Origin of the sequence: Dyella sp. RRB7 (assembly GCF_022761115.1) — a bacterium.
Taxonomy (GTDB): domain Bacteria; phylum Pseudomonadota; class Gammaproteobacteria; order Xanthomonadales; family Rhodanobacteraceae; genus Dyella.
The window spans coordinates 40,031-59,654 of sequence record NZ_JAKWJS010000005.1 but is presented as its reverse complement, the minus strand read 5'-3'; the positions used below and the strand labels follow the sequence as shown (position 1 = coordinate 59,654).

General features: G+C 66.8%; 14 protein-coding genes. 3 read left to right on the top strand and 11 right to left on the bottom strand.

Annotated features, from left to right (window positions below):
• Positions 1-71 precede the first annotated feature (71 nt).
• The 3 genes from MJ606_RS12770 to tal are packed head-to-tail and all read left to right on the top strand — an operon-like array spanning position 72 to position 4,587.
• Complete coding sequence (locus MJ606_RS12770) at positions 72-2,240, top strand: primosomal protein N' (protein WP_243049914.1); 2,169 nt, start codon at positions 72-74, stop codon at positions 2,238-2,240.
• 55 nt (positions 2,241-2,295) lie between these two features.
• Positions 2,296-3,603, top strand: a complete 1,308-nt coding sequence (locus MJ606_RS12765) for an NAD(P)/FAD-dependent oxidoreductase (RefSeq protein ID WP_243049913.1) — start codon at positions 2,296-2,298, stop codon at positions 3,601-3,603.
• 24 nt (positions 3,604-3,627) lie between these two features.
• The gene (gene tal / locus MJ606_RS12760) at positions 3,628-4,587 is read left to right on the top strand and encodes a transaldolase (RefSeq protein WP_343214822.1); all 960 of its coding nucleotides are present in this window, start codon (positions 3,628-3,630) and stop codon (positions 4,585-4,587) included.
• 309 nt (positions 4,588-4,896) lie between these two features.
• On the opposite strand, the gene MJ606_RS12755 is transcribed toward tal, so the two are convergent.
• The 11 genes from MJ606_RS12755 to MJ606_RS12705 all read right to left on the bottom strand — a co-directional run bounded on the left by MJ606_RS12755 (position 4,897) and on the right by MJ606_RS12705 (position 19,522).
• On the bottom strand, positions 4,897-6,360 hold the full coding sequence (locus tag MJ606_RS12755) for an efflux transporter outer membrane subunit (RefSeq protein ID WP_243049911.1): 1,464 nt from the start codon (positions 6,358-6,360) through the stop codon (positions 4,897-4,899).
• Positions 6,347-7,549, bottom strand: a complete 1,203-nt coding sequence (locus MJ606_RS12750) for an efflux RND transporter periplasmic adaptor subunit (protein WP_243049910.1) — start codon at positions 7,547-7,549, stop codon at positions 6,347-6,349. The genes MJ606_RS12755 and MJ606_RS12750 overlap by 14 nt, the downstream gene beginning before the upstream one ends.
• Entirely contained in the window at positions 7,542-10,745 is a 3,204-nt protein-coding gene (locus MJ606_RS12745) for an efflux RND transporter permease subunit (RefSeq protein WP_243049909.1), read from the bottom strand. Before MJ606_RS12745 ends, MJ606_RS12750 begins: the two co-directional genes overlap by 8 nt.
• A gap of 158 nt (positions 10,746-10,903) precedes the next feature.
• Entirely contained in the window at positions 10,904-12,343 is a 1,440-nt protein-coding gene (locus tag MJ606_RS12740) for an ATP-binding protein (RefSeq protein WP_243049908.1), read from the bottom strand.
• Entirely contained in the window at positions 12,340-13,038 is a 699-nt protein-coding gene (locus tag MJ606_RS12735) for a response regulator transcription factor (RefSeq protein WP_243049907.1), read from the bottom strand. Before MJ606_RS12735 ends, MJ606_RS12740 begins: the two co-directional genes overlap by 4 nt.
• A 109-nt stretch (positions 13,039-13,147) precedes the next feature.
• Positions 13,148-14,005 (bottom strand): RNA polymerase sigma factor RpoH, encoded by an 858-nt coding sequence (rpoH, locus tag MJ606_RS12730; protein ID WP_243049906.1) that lies wholly within the window; start codon positions 14,003-14,005, stop codon positions 13,148-13,150.
• A 187-nt stretch (positions 14,006-14,192) separates the two neighbouring features.
• Complete coding sequence (gene ung / locus MJ606_RS12725) at positions 14,193-14,894, bottom strand: uracil-DNA glycosylase (RefSeq protein WP_243049905.1); 702 nt, start codon at positions 14,892-14,894, stop codon at positions 14,193-14,195.
• On the bottom strand, positions 14,891-15,733 hold the full coding sequence (locus tag MJ606_RS12720; protein WP_243049904.1) for a response regulator: 843 nt from the start codon (positions 15,731-15,733) through the stop codon (positions 14,891-14,893). Before MJ606_RS12720 ends, ung begins: the two co-directional genes overlap by 4 nt.
• A gap of 148 nt (positions 15,734-15,881) precedes the next feature.
• Positions 15,882-16,874 (bottom strand): permease-like cell division protein FtsX, encoded by a 993-nt coding sequence (gene ftsX, locus MJ606_RS12715; protein WP_243049903.1) that lies wholly within the window; start codon positions 16,872-16,874, stop codon positions 15,882-15,884.
• Complete coding sequence (ftsE, locus tag MJ606_RS12710; protein ID WP_243049902.1) at positions 16,871-17,548, bottom strand: cell division ATP-binding protein FtsE; 678 nt, start codon at positions 17,546-17,548, stop codon at positions 16,871-16,873. Before ftsE ends, ftsX begins: the two co-directional genes overlap by 4 nt.
• Before the next feature lie 240 nt (positions 17,549-17,788).
• Positions 17,789-19,522: a DEAD/DEAH box helicase gene (locus tag MJ606_RS12705; RefSeq protein ID WP_243049901.1), complete on the bottom strand. Its 1,734-nt coding sequence runs from the start codon at positions 19,520-19,522 to the stop codon at positions 17,789-17,791.
• Positions 19,523-19,624: the final 102 nt, after the last annotated feature.

Below are 19,624 nucleotides of genomic sequence, written 5' to 3'. Positions count from 1 at the left end.
GCATGTGCCCAACCCGCCAGGCCATCCGGATGTGCGTCAGGCCGGTTACACTGGGCCGCCACGAGGTTTTCATGCCCGCCGTCCTACGCGTCGCCCTCCCGGTTCCCCTACCGACCCTGTTCGATTACCTGCCCCCTGCCACGGGTCATGCCGACGTGGGCAGCCGGGTACTGGTGCCCTTTGGCAAGGGCAAGGCGGTGGGTGTAGTGGTCGAGACGGGGGTGGAAGCCGCCGTGGGCCAGACGCGGCTCAAGCAGGTGTTGCGGGTGCTGGACGAGACCCCGCTGCTCGATGCCGAACTGATGGCCACCCTGGCCCGCGCCGCCGACTACTGGCTGGGTGCCCCAGGCGAGGCCTATGCCAATGCCCTGCCGCTGGCCCTGCGCGAAGACCGCCCCCTGCCCGAGTGGCGCGAGGAAGCCTGGATGCTCACCGCCGCCGGCCGCAGCGCGCTGGACGCCGGCAGCCGCCGCGGTGGCAGCCGCGCCCTGCTGGAGGCGCTGGCACGTGGCCCGCAGACCGCCGAGCTGCTGCACGAGATGCTGCCCCACTGGCGCGACGCCGCGCGCCGGCTCGACCAGGCCGGGCTGATCGAGCGCGCGCAGACCGCAGCCGCGGTGCCAAACCCCGTCACCAGCGCCCCTGCGCTGAGCGCCGAGCAGCAGCAGGCCGTGAGCGACATCGGCGAAGCCCTGGGCCGCTTCCAGCCGTTCCTGCTCGATGGCGTCACCGGCAGCGGCAAGACCGAGGTCTATCTCGCCCTGATCGAACAGGTCATCGCCCAGGGCAGGCAGGCCCTGCTGCTGGTGCCGGAAATCGGCCTGGCGCCGCAGACCGTGCGCCGCCTGCGCGAGCGCCTGGGCGTGGCGGTGCAGGTGCTGCACTCCAACCTGGCCGAGGGCGACCGCGCGCGTGCCTGGCTGCGCGCCCGCAGCGGCGAGGCCAAGGTGATCCTGGGCACCCGCTCGGCGGTGTTCACGCCATTGCCCAACGCCGGCGTGATCATCGTCGATGAAGAACACGACGGCGCCTACAAGCAGCAGGAAGGCTTCCGCTACCACGCACGCGATCTCGCCCTGCTGCGCGCCCGCGCGCTCAACGTGCCGGTGGTGCTGGGTTCGGCCACGCCATCGCTGGAATCGCTGGCCAACGTGCAGGCGGGGCGTTACCGCGCGCTGCATCTGCGCGCACGCCCGGGGGCCATTCGCGCGCCGCAGGTGCAGATCGTGGATATGCGTGCGCAACGCCTGGAGCATGGCCTGTCGCCCGCGCTGCTCGCCGCCGTGGGCGACACCGTGGCGCGCGGCGAGCAAGTGCTGGTGTTCCGCAACCGCCGTGGCTATGCGCCGGTGCTGCTGTGCTACAGCTGCGGCTGGCATGCCGACTGCCCGCGCTGCGAACATCCGATGACGCTGCATGCCGGCCGGCGCCAGCTGGTCTGCCATCACTGCGACTACACCACGCGCGTGCCCACCGAATGCCCCGCGTGCAAGGCGCCGGATCTCAAGCCGCAGGGCCAGGGCACCGAGCGTTTGGAGGAAGCGCTGCTCGCGCGCTTCCCCGACGTGCCGGTGCTGCGCATCGATCGTGAAACCACGCGCCGCCGCGATGCCTTCGAACAGCTGCTGGAAGGCTTGCACGAAGACCGCCCCGCGATCCTCGTCGGCACCCAGATGCTGGCCAAGGGCCATGACCTGCCCAACCTCACCCTGGTCGCCATCGTTGGCGTGGACGAAGGGCTGCTGAGCGTGGACTTCCGCGCCAGCGAGCGCCTGTCCCAGCTGGTGGTGCAGGTGGCGGGGCGTGCCGGTCGCGCCAGCAAACCCGGCCGCGTGCTGCTGCAGACACACCATCCCGAACACCCGCTGCTGCGCCAGCTGCTCGCACAAGGCTATGCCGCAGCAGCGGCCACGCTGCTGGACGAACGGCGCAGCGTGCAGTTGCCACCCTATGGCCATCAGGTACTGCTGCGCGCCGATGCGCACCAACGCGAACACGTGGACGCTTTTCTCGGCGACGCCGCCAAGGCACTCGCGGGGGCGCCGCTGCAGCTCTCCGGCCCGATGCCGGCGCCGATGCCGCTGCGCGCCGGGCGTCACCGCGGCCAGCTACTGATCGAGGCGGACAGCCGCGGCAAACTGCACGCGGCGTTGCGCCCCTGGTACCGCACACTGTCGACACTGCCTTCGGCGCGGCGCGTACGCTGGTCGCTCGACGTCGATCCCATCGATCTGTACTGAGCCACGGGATCGCGACGGCACCTCCCATGATTCTCACCTTAGACAGGAGCATCACATGGAAGGCAACGATGCACGAACGCACGATGCACGCCCCCACGTCGTCATTCTCGGCGGCGGCTTCGGCGGACTGGCGGTGGCACGCGGGCTCGCCGGCACGCCGGCCCGCATCACCCTGATCGACCGGCGCAACCATCACCTGTTCCAGCCCCTGCTCTACCAGGTCGCCACGGCTGGCCTCTCCGCTCCCTCGATCGCCGCGCCCCTGCGGCAGATCCTGCGCAAGCAGGCCAACGTCACCGTGTTGATGGACGAAGCGCTGGACGTGAACCTGGCGCAGCACCGCGTCACGCTTGCCAATGGTGAACTGGACTATGACGCGCTGGTGGTCGCCACCGGTGCCACCCACGCGTATTTCGGACACGATGATTGGGAACGTTATGCGCCCGGGCTGAAGACGCTGGACGATGCCTTCACCATCCGCCGCCGCGTGCTGCTCGCCTTCGAACGGGCCGAGCGCGAGGACGACCCCGCACAGCGGCAGGCATGGCTGAATTTCGTGGTGGTCGGCGGCGGCGCCACCGGCGTCGAACTGGCCGGCACGCTGGCGGAAATCGCACGGCACACACTGCCCCGCGAATTCCGCCGCGCCGAGCTGCGCCAGGCCAACGTGCTGCTGGTGGAAGCGGGGCCGCGCCTGTTGCCGGCGTTCGCCCCCGACCTCTCCGACAAGGCACGCCGCCAGCTGGAAAAGCTCGGCGTCGACGTGCGACTGAACACGGCGGTGACCGGGATCGACGAGCACGGTGTCGTCCTGGGCGAGACACCCTACGCGGCGCGCACCGTGTTGTGGGCAGCCGGTGTCGCCGCCTCGCCGCTGGGGCGTCGCCTGGGCGCACCGGTGGACCGCGCCGGCCGCGTGCAGGTCGAGGCCGATCTCAGCCTGCCGGGACACCCGGAGGTATTCGTCATCGGCGACCTCGCCAGCGTGGCGCAGGCCGACGGCAAGCCCGTGCCCGGCGTCGCCCCGGCCGCCAAGCAGATGGGGCGCTACGTGGCCAGCGTGCTGAAGGCGCGCTGGCGCGGCGGCGCCAGCCCGCCGTTCCGCTACCGCGACGATGGTGCGCTGGCCACCATCGGGCGCATGGCCGCAGTAGCGCAGTTTGGCCGTCTGAAGTTCTCCGGCCTGCTGGCCTGGTGGATCTGGCTGGTGGCGCACATCGCCTTCCTGATCGGTTTCCGCAACCGGCTGGTGGTGATGCTGGATTGGGCCTGGGCCTACTGGACCTACCAGCGCCATGCCCGCATCGTCACCGGCAGCGACGAAACCCATGACGCGCATGCGCCCTCGTCCGGCGACGCGTAAAATCACCCCCTCAACCCAACGGATATCGACGTGTCCTCCCAACTCGAACAACTGCGCCAGTACACCACCGTCGTTGCCGATACCGGCGATATCGAGGCCATTGCCCGCTATCGCCCGGTGGACGCCACCACCAACCCCTCGCTGCTGCTGAAGGCCACCGAGCTGCCGGCGTATGCGCCGCTGATCGACGAAGCCGTGCAGCGCGCGAAATCGGAAAGCCATTCGCGCGAGCAGCAGCTGGTCGACGCCAGCGATCACCTTGCCGTGGCGGTGGGCCGCAAGATCATCGAGCTGGTGCCCGGTCGCGTGTCCACCGAAGTCGATGCGCGCCTGTCGTTCGATACCAACGCCACCATCGCCAAGGCCGAACGCCTGATCGAGCTGTATGAGCAGGCCGGCGTCAAGCGCGAGCGCATCCTGATCAAGATCGCTTCGACGTGGGAAGGCATCCGCGCCGCCGAGCAGCTGGAAAAGCGCGGCATCCAGTGCAATCTCACCCTGCTGTTCTCGTTCGAGCAGGCAGTGGCCTGTGCCGAGGCCGGCGTGTTCCTGATCTCGCCGTTCGTCGGCCGCATCATGGACTGGTACGTCGCCAACACCGCGACCAAGAGCTATGCGCCGGACGAAGACCCGGGCGTGAAGTCGGTGCGCCGCATCTACGCCTGGTACAAGCAGCACGGCTACGACACCGTGGTGATGGGCGCCAGCTTCCGCAACATCGGGCAGATCCAGGCGCTGGCCGGTTGCGATCGTCTCACCATCAGCCCCGACCTGCTGGAAAAGCTGGCGCAGGACCAGTCGCCGCTGCCGCGTGCGCTGAGCGACGACGGCGTGCGCGAAGCCAAGCCCACGCCACTCAGCGAAGCCGCCTTCCGCTGGGGCCACAACGAAGACGCCATGGCCACCGACAAGCTTGCCGACGGCATCCGCAAATTCGCCGCCGACCAGCGCAAGCTGGAAACGCTGCTGACGGCCAAGCTCTAAGAGCGCAGATAGGGGGCGTATCGCAAGATTGCCCCCTCACCCCAACCCTCTCCCCGAAGGGGAGCGGTGGTCAAAGCTTGAAGCGATGCTCCGCTTTAAGTTTTCAGCGCTGCGGCGCGTCGCGCAGCGCCATGGCCTAGCCGCAGTGTAGCGGCGGAGGCGTTCTGTAACGAGGCCCCAGAAGCCGTTCCGGCTGGTATTCCTCGCCATGCTACGAGATCCCCGCTTTCGCGGGGATGACGATCAAAAGCGCGCTTCGCACCTGTCCTGCTTTCGTAGAGGACGACGAGCCCCCAAAATCACCACGTGTTACTTGATGCCACTCGCCTTCGCTTCCTCAGCCAAGCGCTGCGGCGAGATCTCATCACCCTGCCATCCACCGCCAAGCGCCCGCACCAATTGCACACTCGCACGCAGCTGATTGGTTTGCAGCGACAACAACCCAAGATGCGCATTCAACGCATCCACCTGCGCCGTCACCACATCGAGATAGCTGTCGGCGCCCTGCTTGTAGAGCGCCGTCGACAACGTCAGCGTGCGATCCGCCGCCGTGGTGGCGTCCTTCTGGTCGATCAGCGCGTTGCCGTAGTTGTTGAGCAGTGACTGGTTGTCCTCCACCTGCTGGAAAGCGGTGAGCACGGTGCCGCGGTATTGCGCGCTGGCCTCGTCGAACGCCGCATGCGCCGATGCCACCTGAGCGCGACGGCGACCGCCGTCGAACACATCCAGCAGCAGGTTCGGGCCCAGCGCCCACAGCTGGCTCGGCGCGGTCAACAGATTGCCCCACGCACCGCTGGTGTAACCGCCGCCGGCGCTGAGCGTGAGCGAGGGAAAGAACGCCGAACGGGCCACGCCGATCTGCGCATTGGCTTCCGCCGTGCGGCGCTCGGCCGCGGCGATGTCGGGGCGACGCTCCAGCAAGGTGGACGGCAGGCCCGTGGGAATCACCGGCAGGTTGGGCAGATCCGTATCCACCTTTAGCGTGAAGCTGGACGCCGGCTGGCCCACCAGCACTGCGATGGCGTGCAGCAGCAGGTCGCGCTGCGCCCTGGTCTGCGACAGCTGCGAGCGCGTGGCGGACAGCTGCGTCTGCGCGCGATCCACGTCGAGGCCGGATACCGCGCCCCCCGCATGCAGCGTGCTGGTCAGCTGCAAGGCGCGCTGGTACGCGTCGACCGTCTTCTGCAGCAGGTCGATCTGGCGATCCACGCCCACCAGCTGCAGGTAACTGTCCGCCAGCGATGCTTCCAGGCTCAGGCGCACCGAGGCGAGATCAGCGGCGGCAGCCTGCATCGAGGCGCGCCCGGCGGCCACGTTGTCGTGCACGCGGCCCCACAGATCCACTTCGTACGAACCCTGTGCCGTGGCCGAGTACATGTCGTAATACTCGGGCGACGTGGCACCGTGCAGCGGTGCATTCAGCGACTGGCGGTTGCGTTGCGCGCCGGCACCCAGCGAGACCTGCGGAAACAGGTCGGCACGCACCTGCGCGAGATAGTCGCGCGACTGCTGGTAGCTCGCGAACGCGGCGGCAAGGTCGGCATTGTGATCGATCAGCTGCTGCTCGAGGCCGTTCAGCCGCTCGTCGCCGTAGAGCTTCCACCAGCCTTCGCGCGGCAACTGGTCGGACGGCTGCGCCGTGGTCCATGGGCCGGCGGACTGATAGTGCTCGGCCACCGGGGCCGCCGGCGGCTTGTAGGCCGGCGCCATGGAACATGCGCCCAGCGCCAGCGTAGTCGCGATGGTCGCGGCGAGGCTCTTAAGCTTTTTCATGAGGCTTGGCCGCCTGCTGCGGGTTCTTGGCAATGCGCACTTCATCGCCATCGGCCAGGCCGTCCGGCGGGTTGATGATCACGCGATCGTTGGGCGCCAGGCCCGAACCGATCTCGATCGACTTGCCGTAGTCGCGACGAATCGTGACGGTCTTGAAGTGCACGTGGTCGCTCGCATCCAGCGTGGCGACGTGCAGGCCCTTGTCGTCGAAGATCAACGCCTCGGCCGGCACCCGCAGGCCCAGCGTGCCCGAGGCGATGTTGAAGCTCACGCTCGCATAGCTGCTCGGCAGCAGGCGGCCATCCGGATTGTCGACCACCAGCTGCACCAACGTGGTGCCCGAGGTCGGCGAGATCGCGCGGGCGTCGGCCTCGACCTTCGCGGTGAACGACTTGCCCGGGTATTCCGGCACGGTCAGCGTGGCTTCGTCACCGCGATGAATGCCCGGCGCGTACACCTGCGGCACGCGCACATAGACGCGCAGCTTGCTGGTGTCGGACACCGTGAACATGGGCGTACCGCTACCGTTGCTGTCGGCGGTGATCAGCGCGCCCACATCGGTATTGCGCGCAGTCACCCGGCCGTCGAACGGCGCGACCAGGCGCGCATACGACTTCAATGCCTTGAGGCGATCGAGGTTGGCCTGCGAGGCGTTCACCTGGGCCTGCTTGGCCGCCAGGTCGCCGTTGTACTGGTCCACCGACTGCTGCGAGACCGAATCCGGGTCGGTCTGGCGCAGTACCTGCCAACGCTTGGCCGTGGTCGCGGCGAGCGCGGCGTTGGCCTTGGCGGTGGCCAGGTCGGCCTGGGCCTGCAGCAATTGCTGATCGAGATCGGGCGTGTCGATGATGCCGAGCACGTCGCCCGCCTTCACCGGCGCACCGATGTCCTTCTCCCATGACTTCAGATAGCCGCTGGTGCGCGCGTAGATCGGTGCGTTGGTGAACGCATCCATCTGCGCCGGCAGCTCCAGCGGCGCCTTGCCGTCGGCGGACTCGGGCTCCGAGATCACCACGGTGGGAATGGCCTGCTCGTCGGTCCACTGGCGCAGGCTGCGCGCCTCGGAAAGGCGGGTGGCGACACCGATCACCACGATCGAGCCGAACAGGGCCGCACCGATCAGCGCGGCCAGGCGCAGGCGACGCGGCGACGGCGTCGACTCAGGAAGTGTAGTCAGATGCTCAGACATGGACAGGTTCTCCGGCATGACCAGCCGAATCAGGCGCGTGCTTGTGACGCGCGTGAACAATGGAAAAGACGACAGGAACGAAGATCAGCGTGGCCGTGGTAGCGAACAACAGGCCACCGATCACGGCGCGACCCAACGGCGCGTTCTGCTCGCCGCCGTCGCCCAGGCCAAGGGCCATCGGCACCATGCCGATGATCATGGCCAGTGCCGTCATCAGCACCGGGCGGAAGCGCACGAAACCCGCTTCGCGCGCCGCCAGCGTGGCATCGCCATGGGCGTCCAGGCGTTCGCGGCAGAAGCTCACCACCAGCACCGAGTTGGCGGTGGCCACGCCCATGCACATGATCGCGCCGGTAAGCGCCGGCACCGACAACGTGGTGTGCGTGACGAACAGCATCCACACGATGCCGGCCAACGCGGCTGGCAGTGCCGTGATGATCACGAACGGGTCGGTCCACGACTGGAAGTTGACCACGATCAGCAGGTACACCAGCACCGCCGAGCCGAGCAGGCCGAACAGCAGGCCCGAATAGGCATCGTGCATGGTCTGCACCTGGCCGAGCAGCGCGATGTTGGCGCCCTTGGGCTTGTCCTTCTCGGTGTCCTTCAGCACCTTTTCGATATCGCCAGCCACCGCACCAAGGTCACGTCCCTGGGTGGTGGCGAAGATCTCGACCATCGACTGGATGTTGTACTGACTGACGATGGTGTTGCGATGCGTGCGCGTGATATTCGCCAGCGCGCCCAGCACCTGCGCATTGCCACCGCTCTTGGACGTGATCGGCAAATTGTTCAGTTGCGCCAAGGTGTCCAGTTGATACTGCGGCACCTGGGCCGAGATCGGATAGGTGACGTTGTTGTCGGGGTTGAGCCAGTACGTCGGCGCGACCTGGGCGGTACCGGAAAGGTCCGCGATGAGGCTATTGGTCACGTCGCCTTCGGTCAGGCCCAGCAGCTGCGCACGCGTGCGATCCACATCGATGCGGAACGCCGGCTGCGCCTGCGACTGCTGGAGTCGCGCATCGACCACGCCCGGAATCTGGCGGATCTTGTTGAGCAACTCGTTGGCGTACACGAAGTTCTTGTCCAGATGGAAACCGCGGATCTGCAGGTCGATCGGCGCGGGCGAACCGAAGTTCAGGATCTGGCTGACGATATCCGCCGGCGGGAACGAGAACGTGGAGCCCGGGAACAGGCGCGGCAACTTCTCGCGCAGCAACTTCACGTATTCCGCGCTCGGGCGATGTCCGTCATTCAGCGAGATCTGGATGTCGCCATCCTGCTCGCCCACTTCGCCGGTGTTGTTGTAGATCGTGTTGATCGAGCTGGAGTATTGGCCGATGTTGTCGACCAGCGCTTCGAGCTCGTCCGGCGGAATCACCTGGCGGATGACCTTCTCGATGTCCGAGAATTCGACCGCGGTCATTTCGACGCGCGTGCCGACCGGTGCGCGCACATGCACCAGGATCTGGCCGCCGTCGACGTCCGGGAAGAAGTTGCTGCCCAGCCCCGGCAACAGCAGGAACGACAGCAACACGAAGCCGAGGAAGCCGGCCACGAACACCTTGCGATGCTGCATGGCGAGGTTGAGCACGCCGCTGTAGCCCGCGCGGAACGTCTCGAAGCGATTCACGAAACCCTGCTGGAAGCGTCCCAGTGCCGTCTTCGGAGGCGGCAGCGGCAGGTGCTGCCCGTGCTCGTCCACGGTCGGCGGGTGTGCGTGCAGCAGGTACTTCGCCATCGTCAGCACGAGCGTACGCGACAGGATGAAGGAGAAGATCATCGCGAAGATCACCGCCTCCGCCATCGGCACGAACAGATAGCGCGCCACGCCCGGGAGGAAGAACATCGGCACGAACACGATGCAGATGCAGCACAACGACACGAAGGCCGGCACGATGATCTGCGCCGAGCCATCGACGATCGCCGTGATGACGTCCTTGCCCTGCTCCAGATGCCAGTTGATGTTCTCGATGGTCACCGTGGCTTCGTCCACCAGGATGCCCACCGCCAGCGCGAGGCCGCCCAGCGTCATGATGTTCAGCGTCTGCCCGATGGCCGACAGCGTGAACACCGAACCGAGCACGGCGAGCGGAATCGAGGTGGTGATGATCAGCGTGGAACGCCAGCTGCCGAGGAACAGCAGGATCATCAGGCTGGTCAGCGCCGCAGCGATGATGCCCTCGCGGACCACGCCGTCGATCGAGGCGCGCACGAACACCGACTGGTCGCCGATGGGCTTCACCGTCAGGTTGTCCGGCAGCGCGTCCTTCATGGCCGCGAGCTTCTCGCGGGCGCCGGCGACGATGGCGAGGGTCGAGGTGGAACCGTTCTTCAGGATCGACAGCAGCGTGGAGCGCACGCCATCCACATGCACGATGTTGGTCTGCGGCGGATTGCCGTCACGTACATGGGCCACGTCGCGCACATAGATGGTGGTGCCGTTGGCCGTCTTGATCGGCAGATCTTCCAGCTCCTCGACATGGATGGCAGCGTTGTTGAGCTCCATCACGTACTCGTACTTGCCGATCTTCTGCGTGCCGATGGGGCTGATCTGCTGCTGGTTGGCCAGTGCGTTGGCCACATCCTGCGTGGACAGGCCGCGCGCCTGCAGCGCGCCAGGATCCACGTCCAACTGCACCTGGCGGGTCTTGCCGCCGAACGGATAAGGAATGGCCGCGCCCTGCACCGTCACCAGCTGCGGACGCAGCAGGTTGAGGCCGAGGTCGCCCAGCTGCTGTTCGCTCAGCCCCTTGCCCGACAGCGCCAGCTGCAGGATCGGCACCGTCGAGGCGTTGTAGTTCACGATCAGCGGCGGCGTCGCACCGGCCGGCATCTGCTTGAGGATGGTCTGCGCAATCGCCGTCACCTGCGCATTCGCCACGGCGATGTTCACGCCGGGCTGGAAGTAGATCTTGGTGATGCCCATGCCATTGATCGACTCCGACTCGATGTGCTCGATGTCGTTGACGGTGGTGGTGAGCACGCGTTCGAACGGCGTATTCATGCGGCCGGACATCTGGTCGGGCGTCATGCCGGTGAACTGCCAGGACACGGCGATCACCGGGATGTTGATCTCCGGAAAGATGTCGGTAGGCGTGCGGGCTGCCGCCATCACACCAAAGATGAGAATGGTCAGCGCGAGAACAATAAAGGTGTAGGGCCGCGTGAGCGCGATCCGGACGATGCCAAGCATGCGGGGGATTTCCGTGCGCGAAATGATGCGTCGCCACAAATTTTGGCACGCAGCGGACGCCCTCAGAAGGGGCCGGCGGATGAAGATAATTTCATGTTGTACCCGACGGGTACGTGGTGCGGGCAGATGAAAATATCTTCATCTTGCCCGGCGGTTGCTCAGGCCGTCATCGGCGTGACTTCTGGCACGGATCGGGACAGGCAGGTGCCCACCTTCTCGCCCGGCGCCAGCGTGTAACAGTACAGCGTGAGACGCGCGCCGTTGCTGGTGGCCTCGCCGATGTCGAGCGCGTAGCCGTGCAGGCGCACGATGGCGCTGACGATGCTCAGTCCCAGGCCCGAGCCACCGGTACCCGTGGTGCGGCTGTTGTCGCCTCGGTAGAAGCGGCGAGTCACCGCCTCGCGCTCGTTGGCGGGAATGCCGGGCCCGCTGTCGATCACGTCCACGCGCGGGCCGCGCTTGTCCATGCTCGCGCGCAGGCTCACCCTGCCACCCGGCGGCGTGAACTTGATGGCATTGCCTACCAGGTTCGCAAGCGCCTCGAACAACAGGTGCGCGTCGGCACGCACCGGCGCCACCGGCTGGATGTCGAGATCGAACGACTGTCCGCGATCCTCCGCCACCGGCGCATAGAACTCGTGTACCTGGCGCAACACCTGGCCGACGTCCACTTCATCGAAGCAGGCCGCCCGATGGCGGTCCTCCAGCTCCGACACGCGCAGCAGCGCGCGAAAGCGCGTGAGCACTTCATCGATATCGACGATGCACGACTCCACCAGCGCGGATTCCGGCACGCCTTCAAGCTGCTGCTGCGTGCGATACAGGCGTGCGCGCAGGCGCGTCAGCGGCGTGCGCAGATCATGCGCGATGTTGTCGCATACGCCCTTCACTTCGTTCATCAGGCGCTCGATCTCGCCCAGCATGGTGTTGACGATGCCCGCCAGCTGGTCCAGCTCGTCGCCGCGACGACTCACCGGCAGGCGCTTGGACAGATCACCCTGCCGGATGGGATCAGTCGCGTCCTGCAATGTACGGATGCGCTTCTCCGGGCCGCGGCGCAACAGGAAGCCACCGAGCAGACCGGGAATGATGGTCAGCGAAATGCCCCATAGCAGCGCGCGACGAATGATCGCGCCGATGCCGTCGATGGTGCTGATGTCCTTGGCGATGACCAAGATGTCGCCATTGGGCAGCGTCGTCGCCAGGCCGCGTGCGCGCACCCGCTCCGCATCGCGGTCGGAACGCGGCAGGCCATGCTTCAGCAGATGCACCTGCCCGTCGCGCAACAGCGAGGTCGGCAGATGATCGATGTTGCCGGCCATGGGCTGGTGGTCCTTGTCGAACAGGCCCACCGACATGATGCCGTGCGGGTCGATCGCGGCCGCCGCATCCACCGTCACCGCGAGACGTGCCGGATCAGTCGAGGCGATGTAATGCAGGCGCTGCTGCAACATCTGGTCGATGACCGTATTGAGGTAGCGCGTGGTCTCCCACTGGATCACCCCGACCAGCACCGAACCCCATACGACGAACAAGGCACCGTAGATGAGGATGAGGCGCGAAGTGGCCGAATGCCACGCGTTGGGACGGGCGCTCATGATTCCACCGGCATCGCTTCGTGGGCGGTCGACAACATGTAGCCGGTACCGCGCACGGTGTGGATGAGTGCCGGCTGCCCGGCCCCATCGATCTTGCGCCGCAGCCGGCCGATATGCACGTCGATCACGTTGGTGCCGGGATCGAAATGAAATCCCCACACCGTTTCGAAAATCATCGTGCGGGTAAGCACCTGGCCCGAGTTGCGCATCAGGAATTCGAGCAAACGGTATTCGGTGGGCAACAGCGTCAACGGATGACCCTGGCGATAGGCCACGTGACTGACCAGGTCCAGCTCCAGATCGGCCACGCGCAAGCGCTGCGCCGCCTGCGGCTGACGGCGGCGCAGCAGCACTTCCGCGCGCGCGGCCATCTCATCGGGCGCAAATGGCTTGGTGAGATAGTCATCGCCACCGGCGCGCAGACCGCGCACGCGATCATCGACATCGCTCAAGGCGCTGATCATCAATACCGGCGTGTCCACACCTGCGCGGCGCATGCCGGCAACCACGTCGATGCCGTCCATGCCGGGCAGCATGCGATCCAGCGTCACCAGGTCGTAGTCACCATGCGAGGCGCGATCGAGGCCGGCGCGACCGTCGGCCACCCATTCGGCCAGCATCCCGTGCACGCTGAGCTCGGCAACGATTTCGCGCGCCGTGGCTTCGTCGTCTTCGATGACAAGGACTCTGGGCATGGCTGTAAGGTAAGCAGGTTCCTGTGGTTGGATGGGCAGACAGCCATGTCGGCACAAAGCCAAACGGCCCCATCAGGGGCCGCTGGTCATGGTACGCCGATGCACGGGATCAGGCAGCGAACAGGCCGCGCATCTTCTTCATGGCATTGGCCTCGACCTGGCGGATGCGTTCGGCGGAGACGCCGTATTCATCGGCCAGATCCTGCAGCGTGGCCTTTTCCTCGTTCAACCAGCGACGCTGGATGATGTCGCGCGAGCGCTCGTCCAGCTTCTGCAGCGCGCTCGACAGCGTATCGAGCTGGTTGTCGGCCTGGTCGGCGTCGGCCACGTTCTCGTACGGGTCGGCGCCTTCGTCGATCAGGAACGCTTCCGGTGCGGGCTTGGCGTCTTCGTCGGCATCGGCCGGAGCCTCAAAACCGATGTCGCGGCCCGACAGGCGCGATTCCATCTCGCGCACGGTCGCTTCCGGCACGCCCAGGTCCTTCGCCACCGTGCGCACTTCCTCGGCATTCATCCAGCCCAGGCGCTTCTTGCTCTTGCGCAGGTTGAAGAACAGCTTGCGCTGCGCCTTGGTGGTGGCGACCTTGACGATGCGCCAGTTGCGCAGGATGAACTCGTGCATTTCGGCACGGATCCAGTGCACCGCGAAGCTCACCAGGCGCACGCCCTGGTCGGGGTTGAAGCGTTTGACGGCCTTCATCAGGCCGATGTTGCCTTCCTGGATGAGGTCGGACAGCTGCAGGCCGTAGCCGTTGTAGCCACGGGCCACGTGCACCACGAAGCGCAGGTGCGACATCACCAGCTGGCGCGCCGACTCCAGATCGTTCTCTTCGTTGTAGCGGCGCGACAGCGCCTGCTCCTCGTCCTGGCTGAGCACCGGAATCCGATGGACCGCCGAGATATAGGCATCCAGACTGCCGACGACACTCGGCACCGGTAGGTTGGCGGTCACCAAAGCTTGAGACATGTGGGGAACCTCCTGAATAGGGGATCAGCTTAGCACTCGGGTGGTGAGAGTGCTAAAGGCCCCAAAGAGTTCCCAGGGGCCTTTGTTGAACTGAATAGTACAGGAATATTGGGTGCCCGTCCAGTGGGACGCGCCGGGGAGGTGCCACTGTGCCGGCCCCGCGGTTCAGGTCGCGTGAAGCGGCCGTTTAGGCCAGCTCGGCGCGCGCCGGCAGGGACCAGTCGATTGGGTCCATCCCGTGGCTTTCCAGGTACCGGTTGGCCGCCGAGAAGTGCCCGCAGCCGATAAAACCGCGGTGCGCTGACAACGGAGATGGGTGCACCGACTTCAGAACGCAATGGCGCCGGGTATCGATCAGCTGGCCCTTGCGCTGGGCGTAGGAGCCCCAGAGCATGAACACCAGCCCTTCCCGCTCCCGGTTCAGTGCATCGATGGCGGCGTCGGTGAAACCCTCCCAGCCCTTGCCCTGATGCGAGGCAGCCAGCCCCTGCTGCACGGTCAGCACACTGTTGAGCAACAGCACGCCGCGGTCGGCCCAGGGGGTGAGGCAACCATGGTCCGGTGGCGGGATGCCCAGGTCGCGCTGGATCTCCTTGAAGATGTTCTGCAGCGACGGCGGCGGCGGTACCCCGGGGCGCACCGAGAAGCACAGCCCGTGTGCCTGCCCCGGGCCGTGGTACGGGTCCTGGCCCAGGATCACCACGCGCACCGCCTCGAACGGGGTGTGGTCGAACGCGGCGAAGATTTCCGGCCCCGGCGGATAGATGACCTTGCCGGCCTGCTTTTCGGCGCGCAGGAAGTCGGCCAGCGCCCGCATGTCGGGACGGGTCAGGTATTCGCCAATGCGCGCCTTCCAGGACGGCTCCAGGCGTATGGGATGCCCGCTCATATCGCCGCGTCGTGTTCGCGCAGGTGCTGCGACACGCGCAGCTGGAACAGCAGCTTGGTCATCAACAGCTTTTCCTCGATGGGTTTCTCGACCAGGTCGTTGGCGCCCGCCCGCAACAGGGCGGCCTGGTTGGCCGGGTTCTCGTCGCCGGTCATCACCAGCACCGGCAGGCGGCCCTTGCTGTAGCCGTAATCGCGGCGGATACGCTCGAGCAGATCACCACCGGTCAGTTCGCCCTTGAGGCTGACGTCGGTCAGCACGATGTCGGCACCGACGGCGTCATTGGCACGAGCGGTGTCCAGCAGGGCCAGCGCATCCTCGGCGCTGATCACGTGACGCACGGTCAGCCCGTGCTTCTCCAAGATGCGGCGCGTGGCCAGCGCCACCACGCGGCTGTCCTCCACGTACAGCACTTCGCCCTCGGCCGAATCCTGCGGGCGCACGTAGCCGCGGATGAACTCGGCCAGCGCCTGGAAGCCCAGCGACTTGTCGAAATAATCGGTGACGTGCTCGCCCAGCGTACGGTTGTGCAGGCGGCCGTCGACATCGCCCGATACCACCACGATCGGCACATAGGCCTGCGCCGCCGACTCGCGCACGTGGCGCGCCAGCTCCAGGCCATCCATGTCGGGCAGACGCAGTGCAATGGTGATGAAATCGAAGGCACCGCCCTCGAGCAGCTCCTGGGCTTCCGCCCCGCTGCCGCAGCCGACCACTTCCGCGTCAGGCAGCTCGGCCTTCAGCACGCGGGCAATCAGCTGACGCACGACCTTGGAGCCGTCGACCACCAGCACCCTGGGCGCCGTCCCCACCACTCGACTGCTGAAACTCGTACTCATCCCCTGTCACCCACAGATATGCCAGCGCTCCATGTCGGCGGCATGTCGGTGCTCCCTTCCCGCACCGCGACTTCCACGACCGGCATCGTGCACCGGAAACGCAACCCTCTCATTACACCACCGGTGCGGGCGTGCGCCCGCGCACGGTTCAGGCGGCCTTGCGCAGCTGCCATGCGCTCACCAGGCGGGCACCGAGCCAGCCCAGCACCGCGGCGGCAAGCGGCACGGCCGCCAGCAGCCACACGGGCAGCACGTCGACCTGCAGCTTGCCGGCATACACGTGGCCCAGCCGCGCCACCGGATCGGCCAGCGCCAGCTCCACCAGCACCGCGAAGCCCGCTGCCAGCACCCCGGCGAACAAGCCATACCAGATGCCGGCATAGAGATAGGGCCGGCGCACAAAGGCACGGCTGGCACCGACCAGCATCAGCACGCCGATCTCCTCGCTGCGGCTGGCGATATCCACGCGCACCGTATTGCCCACCACCAGCAGCACGGCCACGGCCAGCAGCACGGCGAGAATCAGCACCGCACGCTGGCCCACGCCCAGCAGTGCCTCAAGGCGCTGCCGCCAGGTGCCGCTGTCCTGCACCTGGTCCACCCCCTGCATGCCGCGCATGTCGGCCACCAGTTGGTCCACGCTGTCGGCGCTCACGCCGGGCTTGGGCAACACTTCGAGCACATAGGGCAGCGGGTTGTTGTCCAGCGTGTGCAGCGCGCCGGAGAAACCCTGCATCTTGGCCAGCTCGTCCATGCCCTGCTGCGGCGACTTCACCGTCACGGTCGCCACTGCGGCATGGTCACGCAGCTTCTTGGCCATCAGCTCCGCCGCCTGGGCGCTCTGGCCCGGCTGCAGGAACGCGCTGATGGTCTGGTTCTGGCCCAGCGCATCGCCCATCTTCTGCAGATTGCCCAGCAACAGGTAGAAGGTGAGCGGCAGCGCCAGCGCAATCGCCATCACCGCCACGGTGAGCAAGGTGCCGACCGGACGCGACATCAGCCGGCGCAGGCTGGCCGAGGCGCTCCAGCCGTGATGCTCGCGCCAGCTGGCCACCGGGCGCGCGCGGCCGCGACCGCTGCGCGGATGGGTTTCGGCGAGCAGCGGGCTTTCGTTCAAGGGCATGTCGGGCTGCGTGCTCACAGCACCTCCTGCGCGGCAATGTCGGCGACCAGTCGGCCATGATCGAGTACCACCACGCGCTTCTTCATGCGCTTGATCAACGGCAGGTCGTGGCTGGCGATCAGTACCGTGGTGCCCACCTGCTGGAATTCGGCGAACAGGCCCATGATCTCCACCGCAAGGGTGGGATCGAGGTTGCCGGTGGGTTCGTCGGCGATCAACAGCGTCGGCTTGGCCACGATCGCGCGGGCAATGCCCACGCGCTGCTGCTCACCGGCGGAAAGCGTGGCGGGCAGCTGGCGCTCGTAGGCGAGCAGGCCGACCTTCTCCAGCGCGGCGCGCACCCGCTTGCCGCGCTCGGCCGGTGCCATGCCGCCGATCATCAGCGGCAGTTCGACATTGGCGAACACCGTGCGATCCATCAGCAGGCGATGGTCCTGGAACACCATGCCGAGCCGGCGACGCAGCTTGGGAATGCCGGCGCGGCCAATCTTGGCCATGTTCTGCCCGTCCAGCGTGATCACGCCGTGCGACGGGCGCTCGATCAGGCCCAGCAACTTGAGCAAGGTGCTCTTGCCGGCGCCCGAATGGCCCGTGATAAAGGCCATCTCGCCTGCCGCCACCTCAAAGGAAAGCTGCGACAGGGCCTCGTGGCCACCTTCGTAACGCTTGCTGACTTGGTCGAAGCGGATCACCGCGTGTCCCCGATCCCGGATAGGCGCAAGGATAAGGGATGCGTGCGAGAAGGTCAGGCGTTCTGACAGTCGCGATAAAACACCCCGCGCTACACGTAACTCCCTCCCCTGCCTGCGAGGGAGGGCTGGGGAGGGGGTGCTCTTACGTTCCAACTTGATGAACGCCAGCACACCTGCGATCTCCTGCCGGAGGTCGCCCCCTCCCAACCTCCCCCTGCATGCAGGGGGAGGAGCAGAACATCAGCGACCAGTAAACAGGCGACCCAGGCGACGGAAGAAGCCGACCTTCTGCGGTGCGGCCTTTTCCTCACCCTGCACGCCGGCAGTAATCGCCACATGACGCGAGGGGCGCGTATGGCCCGCATCGGCGCCACCACGCTCGCGCGACGGACGACGCTCGCCGCGCGGTGCGCGGGCACCGTCGGCGGCGTTCGGGTTGGCTACGCCTCCTTCCACGACCACCGGCGCCTCGCCATCACGACGGCGATTGCGACCGCCGCGACGGCGACGGCGCTTGCGCTCGACACCCTCGGCGGAAGCCGCATCCGCCGTTGGTGCGGCCGTGCCGGCGGAAGCCACCTCGGCGGCTTCCGCCGGAGCGGCATCGACGCGCGGCTTGCGCGGCTCACGCGGCTTGTCGCTGCGGGCCGGACGCGAGCCATCGCGGCCACGACCGCTACCGCTGCGCGGACCCTTGCGCGGGGCACCGTCCTTCTCGCGGGCTTCCACCTTGTCGCCGAAGGCTTCGCTGTCGGCGGCGGCATCGGCAACGAACTGGGCGTCCTGCTCGCGCGGCTTGGGCATCACCAGCAGGTCGGGCTCGATATTGGCCACCGGGATGCGCTGGCCGATATATGTCTCGATGTCCGGCAGGCTCATCGCGTAGAGGTCGCAGGCGAAGCTGATCGCATCGCCCTCGGCGCCCAGGCGCGCGGTACGGCCGATGCGGTGCACGTAGTCTTCCGCGTCCTGCGGCAGGTCGTAGTTGAACACGTGGCTGACGGCCGGAATGTGCAGGCCGCGCGCGGCCACGTCGGTGCACACCAGCATGTCGAGCTGGCCTTCCTGGAAGCGCTGCAGCAGCTTCTGGCGCTTGAGCTGCGGCACGTCGCCGGACAGCGCGCCCACGCGGTAGCCCTGGCGCTTCACGCGGTCGGTGATGCGCTCGGCGGCGGCCTTGGTGTTGACGAAGATGATGCTGCGCTCGGCCTGGGTGCGATCGAGCAGGTTGAGCAGCAGCGGCATCTTCTCTTCCTTGGCGGGGAAGTAGACCACCTGGCGCACGCGGTCGGCAGTGACGTTTTCCGTCTCCACTTCCAGCTTCTCGGCGTTGTGCATATGCTCGTAGGCCAGCTCCAGCACGCGATGGCTCAGCGTGGCGGAGAACAGCAGCACCTGGCGCTGCTCGCGCGCCGGCAGGCGGCGGAAGATGAAGCGCACGTCCTTGATGAAGCCGAGGTCGAACATGCGGTCCGCCTCGTCGATCACCATCACTTCGACGGCGTCGAGGCTGAACACATGCTGCTTGTAGTAATCCAGCATGCGGCCCGGCGTGGCGATGATGATGTCGCAGCCGTCCTTGAGCTGCTGGCGCTGCTTGTCATAGTCCACGCCGCCATAGATCAACGCGGTGCGCAGGCCGGTATAGCGGCCGATGGCCTTGGCATCCTTCTCGATCTGGATGGCCAGCTCGCGGGTGGGCGCGATCACCAAGGCGCGCGGGTCGCTGTCCTTGCGCTCGGCCACGGCCGGCGTGGTCAGCAGGCGGTTCATCATGGCGACCAGGAAGGCGCAGGTCTTGCCGGTGCCGGTCTGGGCCTGGCCGGCAACGTCGCGGCCGGTGAGGGCCACCGGCAGGGTCAGCGCCTGGATCGGCGTGCAGCGCGTGAAGCCGGCCTCGTCGAGGCCCTTCTGCAGCAGCGGGTGAAGATCGAAATTGGTGAAAAAAGTATCAGTGAGTACGGTTTGGGACATTAGTTTGGTGGGTACGTTGATGCGGACGTCGCACGGCGGCGCGCCCGGCTCCCAGGCATTGAGACGCTCAAGGGAGCTGGTGGATGGTCGGCGCGACCGGGG

Bases quoted from the DNA above. Each gene is read 5' to 3' on its own strand.
- ung (WP_243049905.1), bottom strand. From the start codon at position 14,894: ATGAGCGGGCATCCCATACGCCTGGAGCCGTCCTGGAAGGCGCGCATT.
- MJ606_RS12765 (WP_243049913.1), top strand. From the start codon at position 2,296: ATGGAAGGCAACGATGCACGAACGCACGATGCACGCCCCCACGTCGTC.
- MJ606_RS12735 (WP_243049907.1), bottom strand. From the start codon at position 13,038: ATGCCCAGAGTCCTTGTCATCGAAGACGACGAAGCCACGGCGCGCGAA.
- MJ606_RS12750 (WP_243049910.1), bottom strand. From the start codon at position 7,549: ATGTCTGAGCATCTGACTACACTTCCTGAGTCGACGCCGTCGCCGCGT.
- rpoH (WP_243049906.1), bottom strand. From the start codon at position 14,005: ATGTCTCAAGCTTTGGTGACCGCCAACCTACCGGTGCCGAGTGTCGTC.
- MJ606_RS12745 (WP_243049909.1), bottom strand. From the start codon at position 10,745: ATGCTTGGCATCGTCCGGATCGCGCTCACGCGGCCCTACACCTTTATT.
- MJ606_RS12740 (WP_243049908.1), bottom strand. From the start codon at position 12,343: ATGAGCGCCCGTCCCAACGCGTGGCATTCGGCCACTTCGCGCCTCATC.
- MJ606_RS12770 (WP_243049914.1), top strand. From the start codon at position 72: ATGCCCGCCGTCCTACGCGTCGCCCTCCCGGTTCCCCTACCGACCCTG.
- MJ606_RS12720 (WP_243049904.1), bottom strand. From the start codon at position 15,733: ATGAGTACGAGTTTCAGCAGTCGAGTGGTGGGGACGGCGCCCAGGGTG.
- MJ606_RS12705 (WP_243049901.1), bottom strand. From the start codon at position 19,522: ATGTCCCAAACCGTACTCACTGATACTTTTTTCACCAATTTCGATCTT.
- MJ606_RS12755 (WP_243049911.1), bottom strand. From the start codon at position 6,360: ATGAAAAAGCTTAAGAGCCTCGCCGCGACCATCGCGACTACGCTGGCG.